Below are 17,999 nucleotides of genomic sequence, written 5' to 3'. Positions count from 1 at the left end.
TCCAATCTGTCTAACCTATTCGGTTCCGCCAAATTATTTTAGGCTCCAACAGATGATGCCACTTTTTGTCAGCTGTAACCTCTTCCCCCTTGGACATATCAGCAATCATACGGATTAATATGCCTGCAACCTGGTCAAGTGGCTGCTCAGCAGAGGGGATAGAGAAAGCCTGCGCCAAGGACGAATTATCGAAACCGGTTACCACGGTTCTCTGCGGCAAGGGAATCTGAGGAGAGGTGCGCTCTAACGAAGCCATATAGCTCTGCTCAAAAAGCCTACCCATAGTAACAACTGTTCCTACGGCCAAGGTATCTGATGCGCAAACAACCGCATCTATGGCTTCATGTCGCGAAAAGAGTTCCAGAGCAGCCTGCGAACCAGCGTCAACTGATTCCTGAGTTCCAATTGACCACGAATCCAGCTCATCATCATAGAGGTGGTTGGCCAGCATAGCATCACGCCAACCGCTTTCCCGATCCTGAGCTGTACCAGTGCCGCTATCCCAGCCTAGAAAACTGATTCTCCTACAACCCTGGCGAATCAGCTTCTCCGTAATCTGCCTAATTCCCGAATAACCATTGACATCCACCCAGGGAATACGTTGAGCAGTCTCTTCAGGAAGACCCCAGGGACGGCCAAAAAGCACAAAAGGCTGATTGGTATCTAAAAGCCACTGCGGCCTGCCATCTTTCTTTTCCAGCTCATTAATAATAATGGCATCTATATCAGATTGTTCCCGAAGCTCTGCAATATGAGCAAGCTCGCTTTGTTCATCTTTACGAGGATAGAGCACAATTCTCTTATCCAACTCATTGGCATGTTCAGCGAGAAGATGCAAAAAAGCGTCGAAGATAGGAGACGGAGCGCGATTGCCTCCAATGGCAATCCCCAAAGCGATGGTGTCGGTTTGCCCGGATCGCAGACGCCGGGCAGAAGCATTGGGCCTGTAGCCCAATTCACGGATTGCATCCTGAATTCGCTTGAGCTTTTCACGAGAAACGACTTCCGGCGAATTAATGGCATTAGACACCGTCTGATGCGACACGTGTGCCAGCCGCGCTACATCCCGAATGCTCACCATATTCCCAAGCCCCGTTTCACAAAGTGCACAAGAGGTACATTGTACACCAGCAATCACTGCCGGATTGATAGTAAAAATGAACGATTTCCCCTTGTACGACATTCATCATTGCTGTCTTTTCCTATCCTAACAACATTGGTGAACGTACAAACCCCCACCCTCCAGCGTGTTGAATCTGAAGGATGGGGGTTGTCTGATCTTGGCTAATAAATCCTGGCTGATAACAACGGATTTATTAATTTATTACTACTCTTCTCTCTTCTTGGCTAGACTCCGCATAATCAGCTTATAAAGCTCAGAAGCAAGCAGCACACAAGCAGCCAGCCCTAGAGCCTCAAACCACTGATGCCAATGAAGAGGAGTTGTTCCAAAAGCAGTATTAAAAACAGGAATATAGATCACGGCAAGCTGAAGAATAATAGAGAGAGCGATAGCCCCCCAGAGCCATCTATTGGTGAACATGCCACTAAAAGCAGATTTTGTAGCTGACCGGGATGCCAGAGCGTTAAAAAGCTGAGCGAAGACCAGAATAGTAAAACCCATGGTTCTGGCCATGACCATCTGCTGCTCATGGGATCTGCCTGCAACTGTCGCCAGGGCGGGACCATCAGTGAATATTCCGCCCGGAAGATAGAGATCCATGCCGATCAAGGTAACAATAGCCATTACAATTCCAATGAAGGCTATATCTCCCCACATGGGTCCGTCGATAACTCTTTCCGTTGTTTTGCGCGGCTGACGGGACATGACATCATCAGTCTGTCCGTCAACCCCCATGGCCAGGGCAGGTGCTGCGTCAGTCAGAAGATTAATCCATAGAAGCTGGGTTGCTAACAAAGGAACAACCACACCTCGTGATTGAGGAGAGGTAATCCCCAGAAATCCTGCGAAAACAACGCCAAAGAAAACAGTGAAGACTTCACCTACATTGGAGCTCAGCAGATAGCGAAGGAATTTGCGAATATTATCAAAAATAACCCGTCCTTCCTTCACTGCCTCCACAATGGTGGAAAAGTTGTCATCAGCCAGAATCATCTTGGCAGATTCCTTGGTAACTTCAGTACCAGTGATTCCCATGGCCACACCAATATCAGCAGATTTGACAGCAGGAGCATCGTTCACACCATCTCCGGTCATAGCTGCTATATTCCCTTGTTTCTGCAGAGCTTCGACAATCCGCAGCTTGTGCTCCGGAGCAACCCGGGCATAGACAGACACTGTGCTGACAGCCTTGGTGAATTCTTTATCATCCATGGAATCAAGCTGATCGCCGGTAAGGGCAGGAGGATCATCAGCTGAAATGACCCCTAAATCGGTAGCAATACGGCTGGCGGTCAAGGGATGATCGCCCGTAATCATGATGGTCCGAATTCCTGCCCTATGCGCTTCAGCTATAGAGCTGGCAACCTCTGTACGGGGAGGATCAATGATTCCTACCATACCAGTCCAGATATATCCTTGTTCAATCACATCTGCCTGAAGGGAAATATCGGGAACATCGCCGGTGGAATCAGTTCTGATCCCCTCAATCTGCCCCAGGGACCGTACATGCAGAGGTCGGTAAGCCTGGCCTAGAGTGCGGTAGGCCTGGGACGACAGGTCTTCCACCCGGGCCAGTATGTCCTGTCTGTCTCCTTCGGTCATCCGCCGAACAGCACTGCCCACCAAAATATGAGAACAATGGGCCAGAAGAACATCAGGTGCCCCCTTGGCCAGGGCGGAGAGCTCATTGTTGCTGGACTTATCGCGGAAAATAACAGTCTGCATTTTGCGTTCAGAAGTAAAAGGAATCTCCCCTACCCGTTCATAACCCTGGAAATGATCCAAAGCTTTAATTTTACGGGCAGCAACAATCAGAGAAGCTTCCGTGGGGTCTCCAATAATTTCCCAGCCAGCATTACTCCCGGTCTGAGACCTATGAGCACCACGCAAATCAATGGAACCCTGTGTTCTGCCACCGTCTCTTGAATCACGGGACCTGCCGGAAGAAGAAGCCTCCTGAAGCCGGTCAGGTGACACTCTGCGAAGCTCGGCATTGTTGGCCAAAGCTCCGTCAGCCAGAGCCATCACAATTTCATGGTGGAGATCGCTGTTAGCAGGAATCTGCGAACCATCCACAGACGACAGCTGACCCACGGGCGCGTAGCCGGAACCGGTTAAAACGGCTTGGCCGCTGAGGGTGATGACCGTCTGCACTGTCATTTCATTACGGGTCAGAGTCCCTGTTTTATCTGAACAGATAACAGAAGCAGACCCCAATGTTTCCACCGATGAAAGCTTCTTTACAATGGCATGATGTTTGGCCATTCTTTGCACGCCCAGGGCCAAAACCACTGTCATAATGGCAGCCAGACCTTCAGGAACAGCAGCAACAGCAAGGGAAACGGCCAGGAGAAGAGAATCAATCACATCCTGACCCGACCTGAATCCTTCAATTATCCACAGGGCGGCCAAGACAACAACCGCAATGATCACGACAGCCAGTCCCAGGACTTTAGTTACCCGATCCATCTCCTTCTGCAGCGGAGTAGCATCTTCCTCAGTCTGAGAAAGCATATTGGCAATCTTACCAACCTGAGTCTGCATGCCGGTACTGGTTACAATAGCCCGTCCGGTGCCTTGAGTAACCGAGGTGCCGTTGAAGACCATATTGGTTCGATCTCCCAGGGCCTTTACCGCATCCAAGGCCTTGGATTCCTTAGCAATCGGCAGAGACTCACCGGTCAAGGAAGCTTCAGCAATCCGCAGACTAGCTGTGGTGAACAGGCGGCCATCAGCTGACACCGTATCGCCTTCGCCCAACACCAGCACATCCCCGGGAACGATTCTAGCGGTGGTAATGGTTTGTACCCGGCCGTCGCGCAGCACTGTCGACTGTGGAGCCGTCATCTTGGCCAAAGCTTCCACGGACTGTTCTGCCCGGGCTTCCTGAATATAACCCAAAATCGCATTAATAATAAGAATCAAAACAATAACAATACAGTCAAAAGGCGCTGGCTCTGCGGTCTGCGGGCTGGTTTTGGATTCCACAATCCAGGCTATAAAAGATATGACCGTAGCGGCCAAGAGCAGATAAACCAAAGGATCTTGAAACTGCTGCAAGAACTTCTTCCAGGCAGGATCTTTGGGAGCAGAAGCCAGCTGATTGGGACCGAATTTCTGCAGTCTTCGTGCAGCTTCCGCTGAGCTCAAGCCCCTAGTAAGATTGGTGTTCAGCGCTTCTTCAACACTCTGAACCTGCATAACAGAAGGATCAGAATCAAGGTGTGCTGCATTAGAATTGACAGACCCAGGCAAGGTATTTTCTAAAACCTTGTCCTCGAGTACGTCTTCATCACTGGGAATGCCAGCCATTGTTTCTCCATGGTAATGCCGCGGAGTAGTCAGCATCCAAGAGGTAAACCCATACCTGCATGCTGCGCGGATATGAATACGTAGGTCCCTATTCTAGTTGTTGACTGTGACTGTTCTCCCTCCATCGTTTCCAGTTTTAGGGTTCCGGGAGGCTCATTGCTACAATAGAAACAAGAAAAGAGGAACTATGGAACAGATCTACCCTATCTATCAGCACTATCAGGACCCCTGGGCGCCCAACCAGCCCATGATACCTGCGACAAGAGTCATGGTTCAGCAGCCCAGAAACAATAATCAGCTGCCTCGCGATCGTGGTATTTTTCATTTTACCAATCAAATAAATTATTTGCGCACAGTTAAGGGTTACCAGTGGTGGAGGCCTCTATTCACCCTCTTTCTTGTTCTGGGCTGGGTTGGTCTGGCCCAATATGTAAGCCTCTATCTGTTGATAAGTCTGAACTGGGATGTATCCGTCGCAAACCCTGATCTCTTCCGGAATATGACTTTAACTATGGATAATCCTCACTGGATAATTGTCCTTTCTACTTTTGGTACCACCGCCCTATCCTTCTTGCCCCCAGTAATCTTTGGAACTATTCTGGGAGATGGCCGACCTATAAATACTGTGACCAACCGCTTTGGGAAAATGCGATGGAAGGTGCTTTTCATTTGTGCAATCCCTGCATATTTCTGGACGTTCATCTTTATATGGGGCCCCAGTCTGCTGTCCGGCGGGTACCATGGTCTTCCAAAAGGAATAGATACAATAAATTTTATCCTTGATTTTCTTGTGATTATGACCATTATTCCTCTGCAGTGCGCAGCTGAGGAATACCTGTTTAGAGGTCTTATTTTACAAGCTTTCGGACGATGGATACCCCAGCGATTTGTGCTCCTTGCACCTATTGTTCCCGGTCTGTTTTTTGCCTCTATGCACACTCAGTATCATCTATGGGGTAAGGCCCAGATCTTTTTCATGGGATTAATCATGGGCTACCTGGTTCTTTTTACTGGGGGGTTGGAAGCTGGCATCGCTTTTCACAGCGCCAATAACAGCATGATAACTTTGGGATATCTTTTTGGTGTTTTCACCGCAGGCGGATCAGATGAATCCAAAATTAGTGTCCCCGAGCAAGCGGCAAATTTGGCTCAGGATATGGCCATGATCACCCTTTTTGCCCTCAGCGTTCTACTTCTTAACCATTTTTTGGGTTGGTATAAGCAGGCAACGGTTGCTCCCTATACATTGAAAGTGTTCAGGAAGGCCCCTCAGCTGCACCTGGCACAAACTCCTCTTCCTCCCTACCCTTACTACCCAGCGTATCAGGGAGCTCCTGCATATTCTCCGGCCTATCAGGGATATCAAAACTACCCAGCCTATCAGGCTTATCCGGCTTACAGCGGGTATCAACCCCAGTACCAACCCCCGTATCAGCAACCCCCGTACCAACAGCAGCCTTATCGGGCACAGCCTTACCAGGCCTACCAGTACTATCAGCCGTATCAGTCCTATCAGCCTTACCAGGGATAAATCTGCCCTCAGCAGCCTCCCGACTGCCCCCTCCCAGGTGCAAGCATAAAAGCCTCAAAACATAAAAAGAAATGGGCGTTGACGAGTACTATCTTTCGCGTACTATAAAGACTATGGTTTCACAACAAGGTCCTAAAAAAGGTTCAGGCGGCAAGCATCGTGCCAAGCTACGGGGGCATGGTCCCACACCTAAGGCGGAAGACCGCGTCTATCACAAGGCTTACCGTGCCAAAAAAGCCCTTGAGCGCCGCAAAGCTGCTGATCCCAGACTGGCTGCACGCAGACGGGTTGCCAAATTTACCTCTGATTCCGATGATTTTGTTATCGGCCGCAATGCAGTTCTGGAAGCTTTGAAAGCCCATGTTCCCTCCAGCGTCCTCTATATTCTCAACCGAATTGAGCATGATGACCGAACCCGCGAGATTATCCGTCTGGCCGGTCTGGAAGGGTTGAAAATTTTAGAGGCTGACCGTCTGGAAATGAATAGGATAGCCCGCAGCGTCAATCATCAGGGAGTAATCATCAAGGTAGCTCCTTACCACTATAAGTCTCTGCAGGAGTTGGTAGACAGGGCAGAGGCGAAAGCTCAAGCCCTGGGATCAGCATCAGCAAAAGCCAAAGCTCTGGCACAGCCGCTTTTTATTGCCCTGGACGGAGTTACAGATCCGCAGAATCTGGGTGCGGTTATCAGATCTGCCGCTGCTTTCGGGGCCAGCGGAGTCATACTTCCTGAACGCCGCAGTGCTTCTGTGACCGCAGCTGCCTGGAAGGTATCGGCCGGCGCTGCTGCGCATATGCCAGTTGCCCGGGTGGTTAACCTGACTAAAGCTATCGACAGTCTCAAGGAACGAGGCTTCTACTCCATTGGCTTAGATGGTGGCGGCACCGCTCAAGTGGGATACAGCGGATTCGAAACTGATCCTCTGATTGTTGTTCTGGGGTCTGAAGGCAAAGGAATCAGCCGGCTTGTGCGGGAACAGTGCGATGCCATAGTTTCTATCCCCATGACATCTCTAGTAGAGTCTCTGAATGCCTCTGTGGCAGCAGGAATTGCCCTCTTCAGCGTTCACACTACCCGCGCTCAAGCACAGTAATGGAGCGAATGCCAGCAGATATGCACAGACCATACCATACATTTAGCCAGCTGCTTTAGCCCATGACCACCATAGGTCAGCTGGCCGCCCAGACGGCTGCATCTGGGTCATCTTCCGGATTGTAACCGTCTTCGTTTTGCTGGTAGCCGTCAGCCCCATAATTGTCAGCGTCATCCACCACGCCCGAATCCTGTTCTTCAGTGATGGCCTTCATAACCTGAGTATCAATCTTATAATCAGACAGATAATCATCGATGTAACTTTGAATTGCTACCCCCATGGATACATCGTGGCCGGCTCTTTCGGCCAGATACCAGCGATGAGTCAAGACTTCATGGAAGAACTGAGCGGGCTCAATCTGATTGCGGTACTCAGCAGGAATCATACGGACAGTAGGCTCAAAAACCTCCCGCATCCAATCAGTAGCCACAATTTCTATAGGCTCATCCTGTCTCCAGGTTGATGCTCTGTAGGCATCCAGGTCATTTAGCAGACGCCTGGCCTGATTTTCCTGCACATCCAGGCCGGTCAACCGCAGAAGTTTTCGGGAAGCATAGCCGGCATCCACCACCCGGGGTCTTACATGAACATGGGCTCCATCCTCATCAGTGGTCACTTCCAGCTCATCAACATAAAATCCCAGTTCATTGAGGTCATTGACCCTCTTCTCGATTTTCCACATCTCATCAGGGCCAAAAGTATCGGTACCAGTCAGGGCTTGCCAAAGGCTGTGATAGCGCTCAACCAGGCGGTTTCCGACCTCTACCTCATCCACCTCGCTGGGTAAGAGGGCACCAGCCTGCAGATCCATCAGCTCACCAATAATATTGGTTCTGGCTAAGTCAATGTCGTATTCCCTCTGCCCTTCAGTTAAATTGCCATAAAGAGCACCGGTTTCCGCATCCACCAGTACTGCAGTGAAAGAGTCTGCATCTCGCAGAAAAAGTACGTTTGACAGGGAAACATCCCCCCAGTAAAAACCCTGCAAATGAAGACGAACCAGAAGAACCGCCAGGGCATCAATCAGGCGCTCAGCCGTGTCTTCCCTAATATTGCGGGCAAATAATGCACGGTACGGCAGGGAAAATTTGAGCTGTTCCGTTACCAGAATGGATTCCAACGGCTCCGACCGGGAATCATGCCTGCCGGAGACAACAGCCACGGGCTTAACTGCCGGCAAGTCAAGCTTTTCAAGGCTTCGCAACATCTCATATTCCCGTTGAGCCACGGCCATGTTGATTTCTTTCATAGCCATGACCGAATCACCCACACGAACAAAGCGGACAACATGCCGGGAAATTCCCCGGGGAAGGTTCACCAGAAGATCCTTCGGCCACTTCGCCAAAGGTAAGTACCAGGGCAGGGTAAACATCTGAGGATTAGCAGTTGCAGCTGTAATAGTAAGGGCCTTGGGCTCACCTGATGAACCCCTCCCTGCTGTGCCACTGGCAGAGGATGAGGTTGTACTGTCTGTAAGTTTGCCGGAATGAACAGAAGTAGCATTCATCAAACGGGGATCCAGGGACTTTTCCATACTATTTATCATAGCCTCATAGAAGATAATACGAACTTTGCTGATTCAATAAGAAGTCCCGGTCGCTCTTATAAGCGGCTGGGACTTCTTTTTCATTTGACAAACTGTCGTGAAAACTGGTGTAACTTACCTACTTGTTTAGTTCAATTTGTCTAGTTTAACAGACTTTCCTAGTTCAAACGCAGCTCAGTGGCCGGGGAGAACAGGTGCATCTTGGTAGGATCAATGTGAATGCGCACAGTGTCGCCTACCTTGGGCAGCTGGCGGGGGTTCACACGAACTGTTGTCATCTTATTCTGATCAGACATCATGGTGGCGTCAGAAGCATTTTTTTCACCAGTTACGATGTTGCCATAGATATAGCCGTCAGAACCCAGATCTTCCACGTTAACAACCTCAAGCTGGAAAGCATCGGGATCTGCTTCAGAAGCCAGAGAAGCATCTTCAGGACGGAAGCCAAGAACAATCTTGCCTTCATCCTCAGGAGTCAGCTTGTTAACAACTTCAGCTGGCAGGGTGATGGTGTCATCGCCAATCTGAGCCTTGCCATCAACTACTGGGTGAGTGTTGATATTCATGGAGGGAGAACCGATGAAGCCTGCAACGAAGACATTAGCCGGGCGATCATACAGCTCGGTAGGAGCACCGACCTGCTGAAGAATACCAAGCTTAATGACTGCGATGCGGTCACCCATGGTCAGAGCTTCGGTCTGATCGTGAGTCACATAAAGGGTGGTAACACCCAGCTGACGCTGCAGGGCAGCAATCTGTGTACGGGTCTGTACACGGAGTTTGGCATCCAAATTAGACAAAGGCTCATCCATCAGGAAGACCTTCGGCTTACGAACGATTGCACGGCCCATAGCTACACGCTGACGCTGACCACCAGACAGAGCCTTTGGCTTACGATCCAAATACTCAGTCAAATCAAGAATCTTGGCAGCTTCTTCAACGCGCTTGCGAATCTCAGCCTTGGGAGTGCCGGCGATCTTCAGAGCGAAGCCCATGTTGTCTGCAACTGTCATGTGAGGATACAGTGCATAGTTCTGGAAGACCATAGCGATATCGCGGTCCTTAGGCTGCATATTGGTGACGTCTGTATCCCCAATAGTGATGCGGCCCTTGTTGACTTCCTCCAGGCCGGCAAGCATACGAAGAGTCGTAGACTTACCGCAACCAGAGGGACCAACGAGAACGAGGAATTCGCCATCCTTGATATCCAAATTCAGATCATCAACAGATGGCTCTGTGTTGCCTGGATAAATTCGGGTCACATGTTCGAATTTTACTTCTGCCATAACTTTCCTTTCATAGGCAGGTACGTGCCTAACGATCCGTTGTGAGAGGTTTCACTTTGTTTGTTATGACCAAGACACACTCGTCCTAACGTCGGAGCACATCACTGGTCCGCTGGTTCACGAAAGTACTCTTCCTTGAGCCACTGTCCACTATACACGAGGAAGAAGAAAATGCAAAACGTTTCATGGTGAAATTGAAAATTTTATGCACTTTTTTAGCAGCCTGCCTCTTGACCTGCCCCCTCCTTTAGAATAGAAGAACTATGTCGGATTTAAATACTTTCAATCTGGAACCCGGAAATAATGTGGGTGGTTATACCCTGGTCTCACGCCTGGGAGGCGGAGCTATGGGCACTGTTTGGCGAGTCAGGGATGACGGCGGACAGATATACGCCATGAAAATTCTGCGCGATTCCTTTGCCCAAGAAGACAGTAATAATCCAAACTCAACCGATGCCAGGGAAAGAGCCACCGCTCGAGAAAGATTCCGCAGAGAAGGGCTGGCTCTGCAAAAAATCAAGCATCCAGGAGTCTGCCAGATTGTTGATATGGAACTTGACGACTCCCTTGCTTTTATTGTGACAGAACTGGTAGAAGGCTTAAATTTGCGCGATGACGTCCGCGACAACGGCCCCTATGTGGGAGAAGACCTAGCCCGTCTGACCAGTAAGCTTTTGGATGCGGTGGATGCGGTCCATGCTGCAGGTATTATCCATCGCGATATTAAGCCGACCAATGTGATGATTTCTTCCCGGGGTCCTGTTTTGGTTGACTTTGGAATCGCCATGGGAGAAGGCGAATCTCATGTGACCCGCACCGGCCTGGTTATGGGGACTCCCGGATTTATTGCTCCTGAAATTATTGAAGGAGCCGAGTCCGATGAAGCGACTGACTGGTGGAGTGTAGCTAGTGTTCTGGGATTTGCTGCCATGGGAGAGCCAATTTATGGAACCAAACCCATGATGGCAGTGCTGGAGCGGGAAGCCGCCGGAAACGCCAATCTGGCAGGACTGCCTCCCCGTACTACCTATATGCTTCGCCAGGCTTTGAACCCAGATAGAAACAAACGATGCAGCGCTCAGGAACTTCTGAGAGTTATACAAGAGGACGCTGCCCAGGGCGCTTGGGACAGTATGACTGATACAGATAGCGGAGATTCAGCCAGCACAGGTCCAAGAGAAAATTCTCAGGGACAGGTGGTGCCCCCTTTTTACACAAGGGGTAATGATGCCTCTCCCACTGAAGATGGCCAGACCCAGCCCCTTTATACCGCAGTTCCTCTGAATCCCCGGAAATTATGGACAGATCCGGTACCCAATCCTCAAGATTCTTCCAGAACCCAAGTCCTCCCTTCGGAACCAGATATGGCAGCTACCCGGATAATGTCATCCGCAACCCTGCCGGGCAGCACCCGCATTCTGCCTGCCTCTGCCCAGTCAGCCGATGTCACCAGTCCTCAGCTTCATTATTCTTCTCTGTCCTCTCCAGAATCCCAGGAGACTTCCGTCCTGCCTAATACCTCCTCCCTACCCGAGACTTCCGTCTTACCCGGGACTTCCATCCTGCCAACAACTCCACCAACCTCTGTTCTCCCTACAGTTTCTGGTCCAACAATCCAGCCAAATCCGGATCTTTCTTCCGCACTTGGGCTTCTGACAAACCCAGAAATTCCCACCATTCCTGCTTTCAACGTGCTCTGGTGGTACAGGCGCCACAGCTTCCTTCCGCTTGTACTAACTACTATTCCTATGACATTTCTGGCATCTGGAGCACCAATGGTAGCAGTCCTGATCGGTTTCCTTATTCTCTGGATTTTCGCTACCGTTGGTTATAGCGCCAGAGCCCGCGAGCGCAGACGAGAGAGGAACGGAGGAATCTTCAAAAAATCTGACTCGGCTCTTACCGCTTTGGGATTGCCCTGGAATATTATCAAAGGCTTCCTTTCTGCCGTAGGGTCAGCTCTGATAGGTTTTGTTGTGTCGCTTGCAGCAGGTCTGCTTTTGTCTCTCTTTTTTGGTCTCCCCTCCAGCGGTAGCAGCGCTCACCTGGCACTAAGTCTGCCTGACCGAAATTTTATCCTCCCTCTCCCTGGCGACTCAGCTTTCTCCTTGTCTGGACTGACTCTTACCCTCTCTTTCCTGACTGGATGGTTCTGCTGCCTGTCTAGTCATCTGGCTTCCATTATTCGCGTCGGTTTTGGCTCAACCAGAAAAGCTGACATTCCTGGATATCCCTCTAGATCGGGATCGGAGACCAGGAGATGGGAAAAGAAAACTCTTTTAGCCCTCGTTCTTCTTGCCATCCTGATTGTTGTTGCTATCATCTACGCTGGGTCCGGCTCTATTGACTGGACTCCCCTGACTGTGACCTATTAGATATAACTGTGACCTACTTAACCCCGGTTGCGGTCTGGCTCATAAAGTCTGTCTCATAAATACTGAACAAGTACAGAGAACTACAACAAAATTTTATATCATTCCTGACATCAACAATCCCTCCCAGCAATATTGAATGTTCAGGAGTCAGGTATCGTGTAGACTGAGGACAGATTGACATGACTGCTGACTGTCACCAGATTAACTATACAGATCTGATGGCTATCGAAGGACAATAAGGAGCAGCAATGGCACAGACCAATAACAACTGGCAGGAAACCAAGCGCAAGGAACGGATTAAATCCCGCCGTAGACAGCGGGAGGCGGCCCTGGAAAGGGAGCGACTCATTCAGGAGCAGCGGGACCGTGAGCGCAGACAGCAGACTATTATTGGCGCTGTAACCGTTGCTATTATTGTGATTGCTGCCCTGGTCATTGGCGGTGCCCTTATTTATAACAACTATAAGAAGAATCATCAGGATGTTGCCAGTGGTCGACAGGAAAGATATGCAGCCGTACAGGCTGTGAAAGTAAAGCCTTCCTATGCCACTTCCGAAGGGGGATTTGTTCTGTCTAAAAACGGGATTGGAAAGAAGGCCGCCGGTGCTCCCACCGTGGAAGAATATATGGACTTTATCTGCCCTGGCTGTGGCTCTGCCAATCGTGCCCTTGACGCCACTCTGATAAAAATGGTGGATGCCGGTCAAATCAACCTGGAAGTTCATCCTGAAGGATTCCTCGATGCCTCTTCCACTGACAACTATTCCACCCGAGCTGCCGCAGCAGTAGTTTATGTGCTGGAAAATGATCCTAATCACGCCCTGCAGTTTATTACGTCCCTCTTCAGTTCAGAAAATCAACCTGGGGAAGCAAGCAATTATGTACCTGTTACCAATGCTAAAATTCAGAAGATTGCCCGCTCTGCCGGAGTTGATGCCACAGTAGCCAAGAAGAGCACCAGCGGAAAGTATACTGCCTGGGTTCAGGCGATGGCCAAATACACTCCTTACCGGTCGGAACTGTGGAATGTCTCCGGTAGCAACAAGGGAGCCATGACCACTCCCACCTTCCGGATCAATAAGCATTTCTGGGATTACTCTGCTTCCAGCAAGAGCGGATCCGATTGGAAAACTCTTTTTCTGCATGCCATTGGCATGAATAAGGCAAATATTGGTGTGACAGGTAAGCTTCCTTCCATCGGGGCCAGTGGTAAGCCGATTGCCTAGCGCGTCCTGAACCATCCATCGAAGCATGGCATACGTTATACAGCAGTCGCATTTGTTGAGCCGTGTTCCTCTGTTGCGACATTTCTTTGTTGCGATATGAATGCAAGAGGTCGGCGTGTTTTCCTGCCAATCCGCTATTGTATATTAAGTCGCAGGGTTTAGCCCTCTAATCTAGACCCTGCGCACTGCCTCCTTAGCTCAGCCGGCTAGAGCAGCTGATTTGTAATCAGCAGGTCGACGGTTCGAATCCGCCAGGAGGCTCTTCTTTACTCTTTTTCTCCGCAGGAATAACGCTCATCCAGGTTAGATATCTGTTTCTGGTAGCTGAGAGAAATATCATCGCGCCGCTGCTCCACCGCACGGACTTGCTGACGATAATTTTCTACCTCATTGTCACACATATCCTGAAAACGTCTGACTGAAATACCAACTTCTGCCCGATCAGCCTCAAATCCTTGAGGCAGAAGGCCTTGATAGATGCGATCTCCTGTCCGATATATCTCCTGTTGAGCCATATCAATACCTAAAGATGCTTCCTCCATGAGTCTATGAAGATCGGATTTTATGCGGTCAGAGTCTTTTGTGCATTTTTCTAGTTCTCGATTTTTTTGATGAATAAGCTCATCGCGCCGCTGCTCGTAGTATTCTTTATTCACTGCTTTTCCTATTCTATTGAGCTTTTTCATTTTTACTTTATTTTTACTTTTTAACGAAAGGCCGCCATCTTATTTGGCAAATGCCTTGGCACTGTTCCGATCAGCCTCCTGTAGAGAGTTATCGATATCAGTAATCCCCTTGCCGTCCTTCGCAATGAGCTGAGAGAAAGTTGTCGCGGCAGTCATTATTTCTTTGGACAGTTTTTGGTAGGTCTCACTGCCAGGAACAGGCGCAAAAGTACTGAGCTTCTTGGCCTTAATATGATCATACCCACGTATTCTTCTGACTAAATTTTTTGATGCTTCCTCTGCTGAAGTTGTACTGCTTCTTTTAGTTCCGCCACCATGGCTATCAATCATACTTTTCATAAAGATGACTACCTCCATTCTTCAGCACTCGCGATAGGCAATGTACCTAATCCAGCTTGCACCACCAAAAATACTGATATCACTGAGCCAACTCCCAAGCATCAACAGACGAATCATGCTGATACTCTAACTTAAGAAACTCCCAATGAGTCCACGCTAAACTAACCTTCCCAGTACGCGTATTCCTCACACGAGCAGGCTTAGCAGTCCACGAGATAAAAGCAGACACCCATTGTGGCACCACTATTCTTCCAGGAAAACTCGTATACCGCACTTTAGAATCCAATTCATACGAAGGACGATATAACCACTCCACCAACCTATCAGCCGAAACATCCACACCAGAATACCGACCATACACAGAAACAATACCAGGAAGCAACCGCCTACCCTCACCAGTAAGCACAAACCCATAACAAGTAAAACCATCACCACAAACAAAAGAACGAACAGAGACCACATCACCCAAACCCGAACTCTCATGCCCATTCAACAAAGATCGAAAACCCCTCAACCCCTCAGTAAAACCATCAACCAGCACATCCACCTCACCCTGAACCCGGGCATGCTCCCGCGCAGCAACACTCCGAGACCGCACCACACCACCAACACTAACACCAACAACCACAGCACCAATCAACAACACAGCAACCACATACCGCCACCAACGAGACCACCACGCACCAGACACCATCACTTCACTAACTCCCAATCACTATACACAACAACACCTTTCTGCTTATCCTTCAAAAACATCCACCGAGAAATATCTAAAACCTGCACCTTCCCAGTACGCGTATTCCTCACACGAGCAGGCTTAGCAGTCCACGAGATAAAAGCAGACACCCATTGTGGCACCACTATTCTTCCAGGAAAACTCGTATACCGCACTTTAGAATCCAATTCATACGAAGGACGATATAACCACTCCACCAACCTATCAGCCGAAACATCCACACCAGAATACCGACCATACACAGAAACAATACCAGGAAGCAACCGCCTACCCTCACCAGTAAGCACAAACCCATAACAAGTAAAACCATCACCACAAACAAAAGAACGAACAGAGACCACATCACCCAAACCCGAACTCTCATGCCCATTCAACAAAGATCGAAAACCCCTCAACCCCTCAGTAAAACCATCAACCAGCACATCCACCTCACCCTGAACCCGGGCATGCTCCCGCGCAGCAACACTCCGAGACCGCACCACACCACCAACACTAACACCAACAACCACAGCACCAATCAACAACACAGCAACCACATACCGCCACCAACGAGACCACCACGCACCAGACACCATCACTTCACTAACTCCCAATCACTATACACAACAACACCTTTCTGCTTATCCTTCAAAAACATCCACCGAGAAATATCTAAAACCTGCACCTTCCCAGTACGCGTATTCCTCACACGAGCAGGCTGTTGACCCCAAGCAAGAATATGTTTAAGGTCATTATTAATGCCCTTTTTAACCACTAAACCTGGGCTATTCAACTGGTCAAGGAACCATTGAGCGTTATAATCAGACTGATTCGCCTGATTATACTGCTTAAGATAATGTGAGAGTAGGGTGGGGTCCATCCCCCACCTTAGAACTATTTTATGAGTCATATTGCTCTTCCCCTTAGTCCGTATGCTAAGATGAGCATCCTTAAACATGTCGTATTTATCAACCAAATTAGCTAAACTGGTGTACTTATTTGCGGCTGTCTGACCATTATATTCTTTAAGCTGCTTCTCATATTCATCAAAAGCACTTATAAAATTTCTTAATTCTTTAAAAGTTATACTAACAATTTCTGGTACACCTGTGAAGCTAAAAGCATCATCATAAAGATGATCAATTGTATCTTTTTCAATCTCTCCAACCAGTACATCTTCGAAAACCGGCTTCTTATGATCCGGATGGGCAATGTTGGATGCCAGAGTATAGCAGTCTTTCGGATTACCCGTCAGATGCATACCAGAACTATACACCTCGGGAAAATCATGAGAAGACCATTGCATCTCCCTGAGAACCCTGCTTGCCTTTTTATCATCTAATCCATTAACTGTTGCAAGCACCGCGCGTGCATTATTTTGCGAATATTGATTATTAGACGATTTTTGCCCGAATATTTCGACAGTAAATTTAAGCTTATTGCCAGCATTAACTTTAATTCCATGACTTACTAGCTGAAAACATTGCATCCAAACAGCATCAGTAGTATATTCATCTAATCGGATAGGCCTGCCATCAGCATTCACTGCTAATCTATTACGATTATCCATATAGTCATTAACCTGCGCCATAAAAGAGGAGGGCATATACTTAGTCCAATCCCAATTCCTCTTTTGAAGTACGGTCGCTTCTTTACCATCACTAGACCAGATTTTCTGGCTTTTTGCGTATCCAGAGGTTCCTCGCCCAGATTCATGCATTTGAGAGGCCAAAACAGCCTGCATATTCTTTGCACGCTGGGCAGCACTAGCATTCGGATCAGTACCAATCTTATTAAACGAATCCGCTGTAGCAATTATTATTTGTTGACTGAGCAAAGGCGCAGGTATGCGCCCCAGTGCACGAAAGAGCACAAGATTTGGTTTGTGCGTCGCCGCATCATATAGTTCATTCACTGTTATTTTTCCGTCCTTAACAGCATCCTGATATGCCTTTAGCCCTTTGCCATGTAAATAGTCAGCTAACAACATTTTAGTAGCTCCGGCACTGACCTTCATCAAATCATTCACCCATGTCATACTCGCGTAGCTATTATGAACAGCTGCTTTCTGTGATTTAGCCATGGCTATTAATGTTGGTTCTAATGAATTTGCTAGAGTATAAAAAGATTCTGATTTATGTATATACTCTTCAACAAGATGTAGTTTACGCTCATACTCGTTTATTTCATGCTGCTTAGACTGCACTATCGATTCACACATATTTTCCCACGCCGAACCTATGGAACCGCCCAGCACCTCAGTAAAAAAATGATTATGCGAACGTTCCTCCCACTTATTCTTCTCCTGAATGGCATAAAAACGGGCACTGTTTAATCTTCCAGTATCTACAGACCCATCCTGTTCTGACGGTTCTAGCTGCTCTGCAGCTTTTAAATTCTGAGCGCATCCTGATGACAAAGCTTGCATAAACAAAGCCTGCGACTGAACATATGCAGCATGCTTTTTTATACGCTGATTGATTGCTCTATATGCTTCTCCATCCAAGCCTGCAAAGGTGAGATCGAGATTCCCCATATATTCCGCAATACGACGTGCTTGTGCAGCTTTCGTATTCCACTCTTTCGTATCCTGAGATAAAGCTTCCTTCAAACCGTTAATATCAATCCTCATAAAAACATCTTCTCGCTTAAAGGTACCAGAACTTTTTGTGCAGTTTTTTGCTATTCCAGCATAGCTTCATCACTGGCATGCTCATAGAGATTGGAATCATTAAATTCGAAAGGTACAGAGCCTGATTCTCCTTA

General features: G+C 48.5%; 13 protein-coding genes and 1 tRNA gene. 5 read left to right on the top strand and 9 right to left on the bottom strand.

The annotated features are described in order from the left end of the window. Positions 1-10: 10 nt before the first annotated feature. Together SCIP_RS00140 and SCIP_RS00135 are read right to left on the bottom strand one after the other, a co-directional pair. Entirely contained in the window at positions 11-1,081 is a 1,071-nt protein-coding gene (locus tag SCIP_RS00140; RefSeq protein ID WP_040590368.1) for a LacI family DNA-binding transcriptional regulator, read from the bottom strand. Positions 1,082-1,327: 246 nt separating this feature from the next. Then, positions 1,328-4,324 carry a cation-translocating P-type ATPase gene (locus tag SCIP_RS00135; RefSeq protein ID WP_231288001.1) on the bottom strand — a complete coding sequence of 999 codons (2,997 nt, stop codon included), beginning with the start codon at positions 4,322-4,324 and terminating at the stop codon, positions 1,328-1,330. A 298-nt stretch (positions 4,325-4,622) separates the two neighbouring features. Here SCIP_RS00135 and SCIP_RS00130 point away from each other — a divergent pair, with 298 nt between their 5' ends. Together SCIP_RS00130 and rlmB are read left to right on the top strand one after the other, a co-directional pair. After that, a complete protein-coding gene (locus tag SCIP_RS00130) occupies positions 4,623-5,966 on the top strand; it encodes a CPBP family intramembrane glutamic endopeptidase (RefSeq protein ID WP_050752352.1) in 1,344 nt (447 codons plus the stop codon). A 113-nt stretch (positions 5,967-6,079) separates the two neighbouring features. Then, positions 6,080-7,060 (top strand): 23S rRNA (guanosine(2251)-2'-O)-methyltransferase RlmB, encoded by a 981-nt coding sequence (gene rlmB, locus SCIP_RS00125; protein WP_006292457.1) that lies wholly within the window; start codon positions 6,080-6,082, stop codon positions 7,058-7,060. A gap of 76 nt (positions 7,061-7,136) precedes the next feature. Here rlmB and SCIP_RS00120 read toward each other — a convergent pair whose 3' ends face one another. Together SCIP_RS00120 and SCIP_RS00115 are read right to left on the bottom strand one after the other, a co-directional pair. Continuing rightward, a complete protein-coding gene (locus tag SCIP_RS00120) occupies positions 7,137-8,594 on the bottom strand; it encodes a DUF4032 domain-containing protein (RefSeq protein WP_040590367.1) in 1,458 nt (485 codons plus the stop codon). A gap of 170 nt (positions 8,595-8,764) precedes the next feature. Further along, a complete protein-coding gene (locus SCIP_RS00115) occupies positions 8,765-9,892 on the bottom strand; it encodes an ABC transporter ATP-binding protein (RefSeq protein WP_006292455.1) in 1,128 nt (375 codons plus the stop codon). Between the two features lie 263 nt (positions 9,893-10,155). Between SCIP_RS00115 and SCIP_RS00110 the strand changes: the two genes are divergently transcribed. The 3 genes from SCIP_RS00110 (at position 10,156) to SCIP_RS00100 (ending at position 13,754) form a co-directional block, all read left to right on the top strand. After that, positions 10,156-12,267 (top strand): serine/threonine-protein kinase, encoded by a 2,112-nt coding sequence (locus tag SCIP_RS00110; protein WP_006292454.1) that lies wholly within the window; start codon positions 10,156-10,158, stop codon positions 12,265-12,267. Between the two features lie 248 nt (positions 12,268-12,515). Then, positions 12,516-13,493 (top strand): DsbA family protein, encoded by a 978-nt coding sequence (locus tag SCIP_RS00105; protein WP_006292453.1) that lies wholly within the window; start codon positions 12,516-12,518, stop codon positions 13,491-13,493. Positions 13,494-13,680: 187 nt separating this feature from the next. Further along, positions 13,681-13,754: transfer RNA gene (locus tag SCIP_RS00100), tRNA-Thr, on the top strand. Positions 13,755-13,759: 5 nt separating this feature from the next. On the opposite strand, the gene SCIP_RS00095 is transcribed toward SCIP_RS00100, so the two are convergent. From SCIP_RS00095 to SCIP_RS08245, 5 genes are all read right to left on the bottom strand, one after another. Next, positions 13,760-14,179, bottom strand: coding sequence for a hypothetical protein (locus tag SCIP_RS00095; RefSeq protein WP_006292452.1), 420 nt, complete (start codon positions 14,177-14,179; stop codon positions 13,760-13,762). A 39-nt stretch (positions 14,180-14,218) separates the two neighbouring features. After that, a complete protein-coding gene (locus SCIP_RS00090) occupies positions 14,219-14,509 on the bottom strand; it encodes a hypothetical protein (protein WP_144427337.1) in 291 nt (96 codons plus the stop codon). 88 nt (positions 14,510-14,597) lie between these two features. After that, positions 14,598-15,212 (bottom strand): hypothetical protein, encoded by a 615-nt coding sequence (locus SCIP_RS00085; protein WP_048349238.1) that lies wholly within the window; start codon positions 15,210-15,212, stop codon positions 14,598-14,600. Then, a complete protein-coding gene (locus SCIP_RS08250) occupies positions 15,212-15,829 on the bottom strand; it encodes a hypothetical protein (RefSeq protein WP_006293872.1) in 618 nt (205 codons plus the stop codon). Before SCIP_RS08250 ends, SCIP_RS00085 begins: the two co-directional genes overlap by 1 nt. Continuing rightward, a complete protein-coding gene (locus SCIP_RS08245) occupies positions 15,829-17,865 on the bottom strand; it encodes a hypothetical protein (protein WP_006292449.1) in 2,037 nt (678 codons plus the stop codon). The genes SCIP_RS08250 and SCIP_RS08245 overlap by 1 nt, the downstream gene beginning before the upstream one ends. Positions 17,866-17,999 lie beyond the last annotated feature (134 nt).

Origin of the sequence: Scardovia inopinata JCM 12537, assembly GCF_001042695.1 — a bacterium.
Taxonomy (GTDB): Bacteria; Actinomycetota; Actinomycetes; order Actinomycetales; family Bifidobacteriaceae; genus Scardovia; species Scardovia inopinata.
The sequence above is the reverse complement of the archived record's forward strand: the minus strand, read 5'-3'. Positions and strand labels throughout refer to the sequence as shown.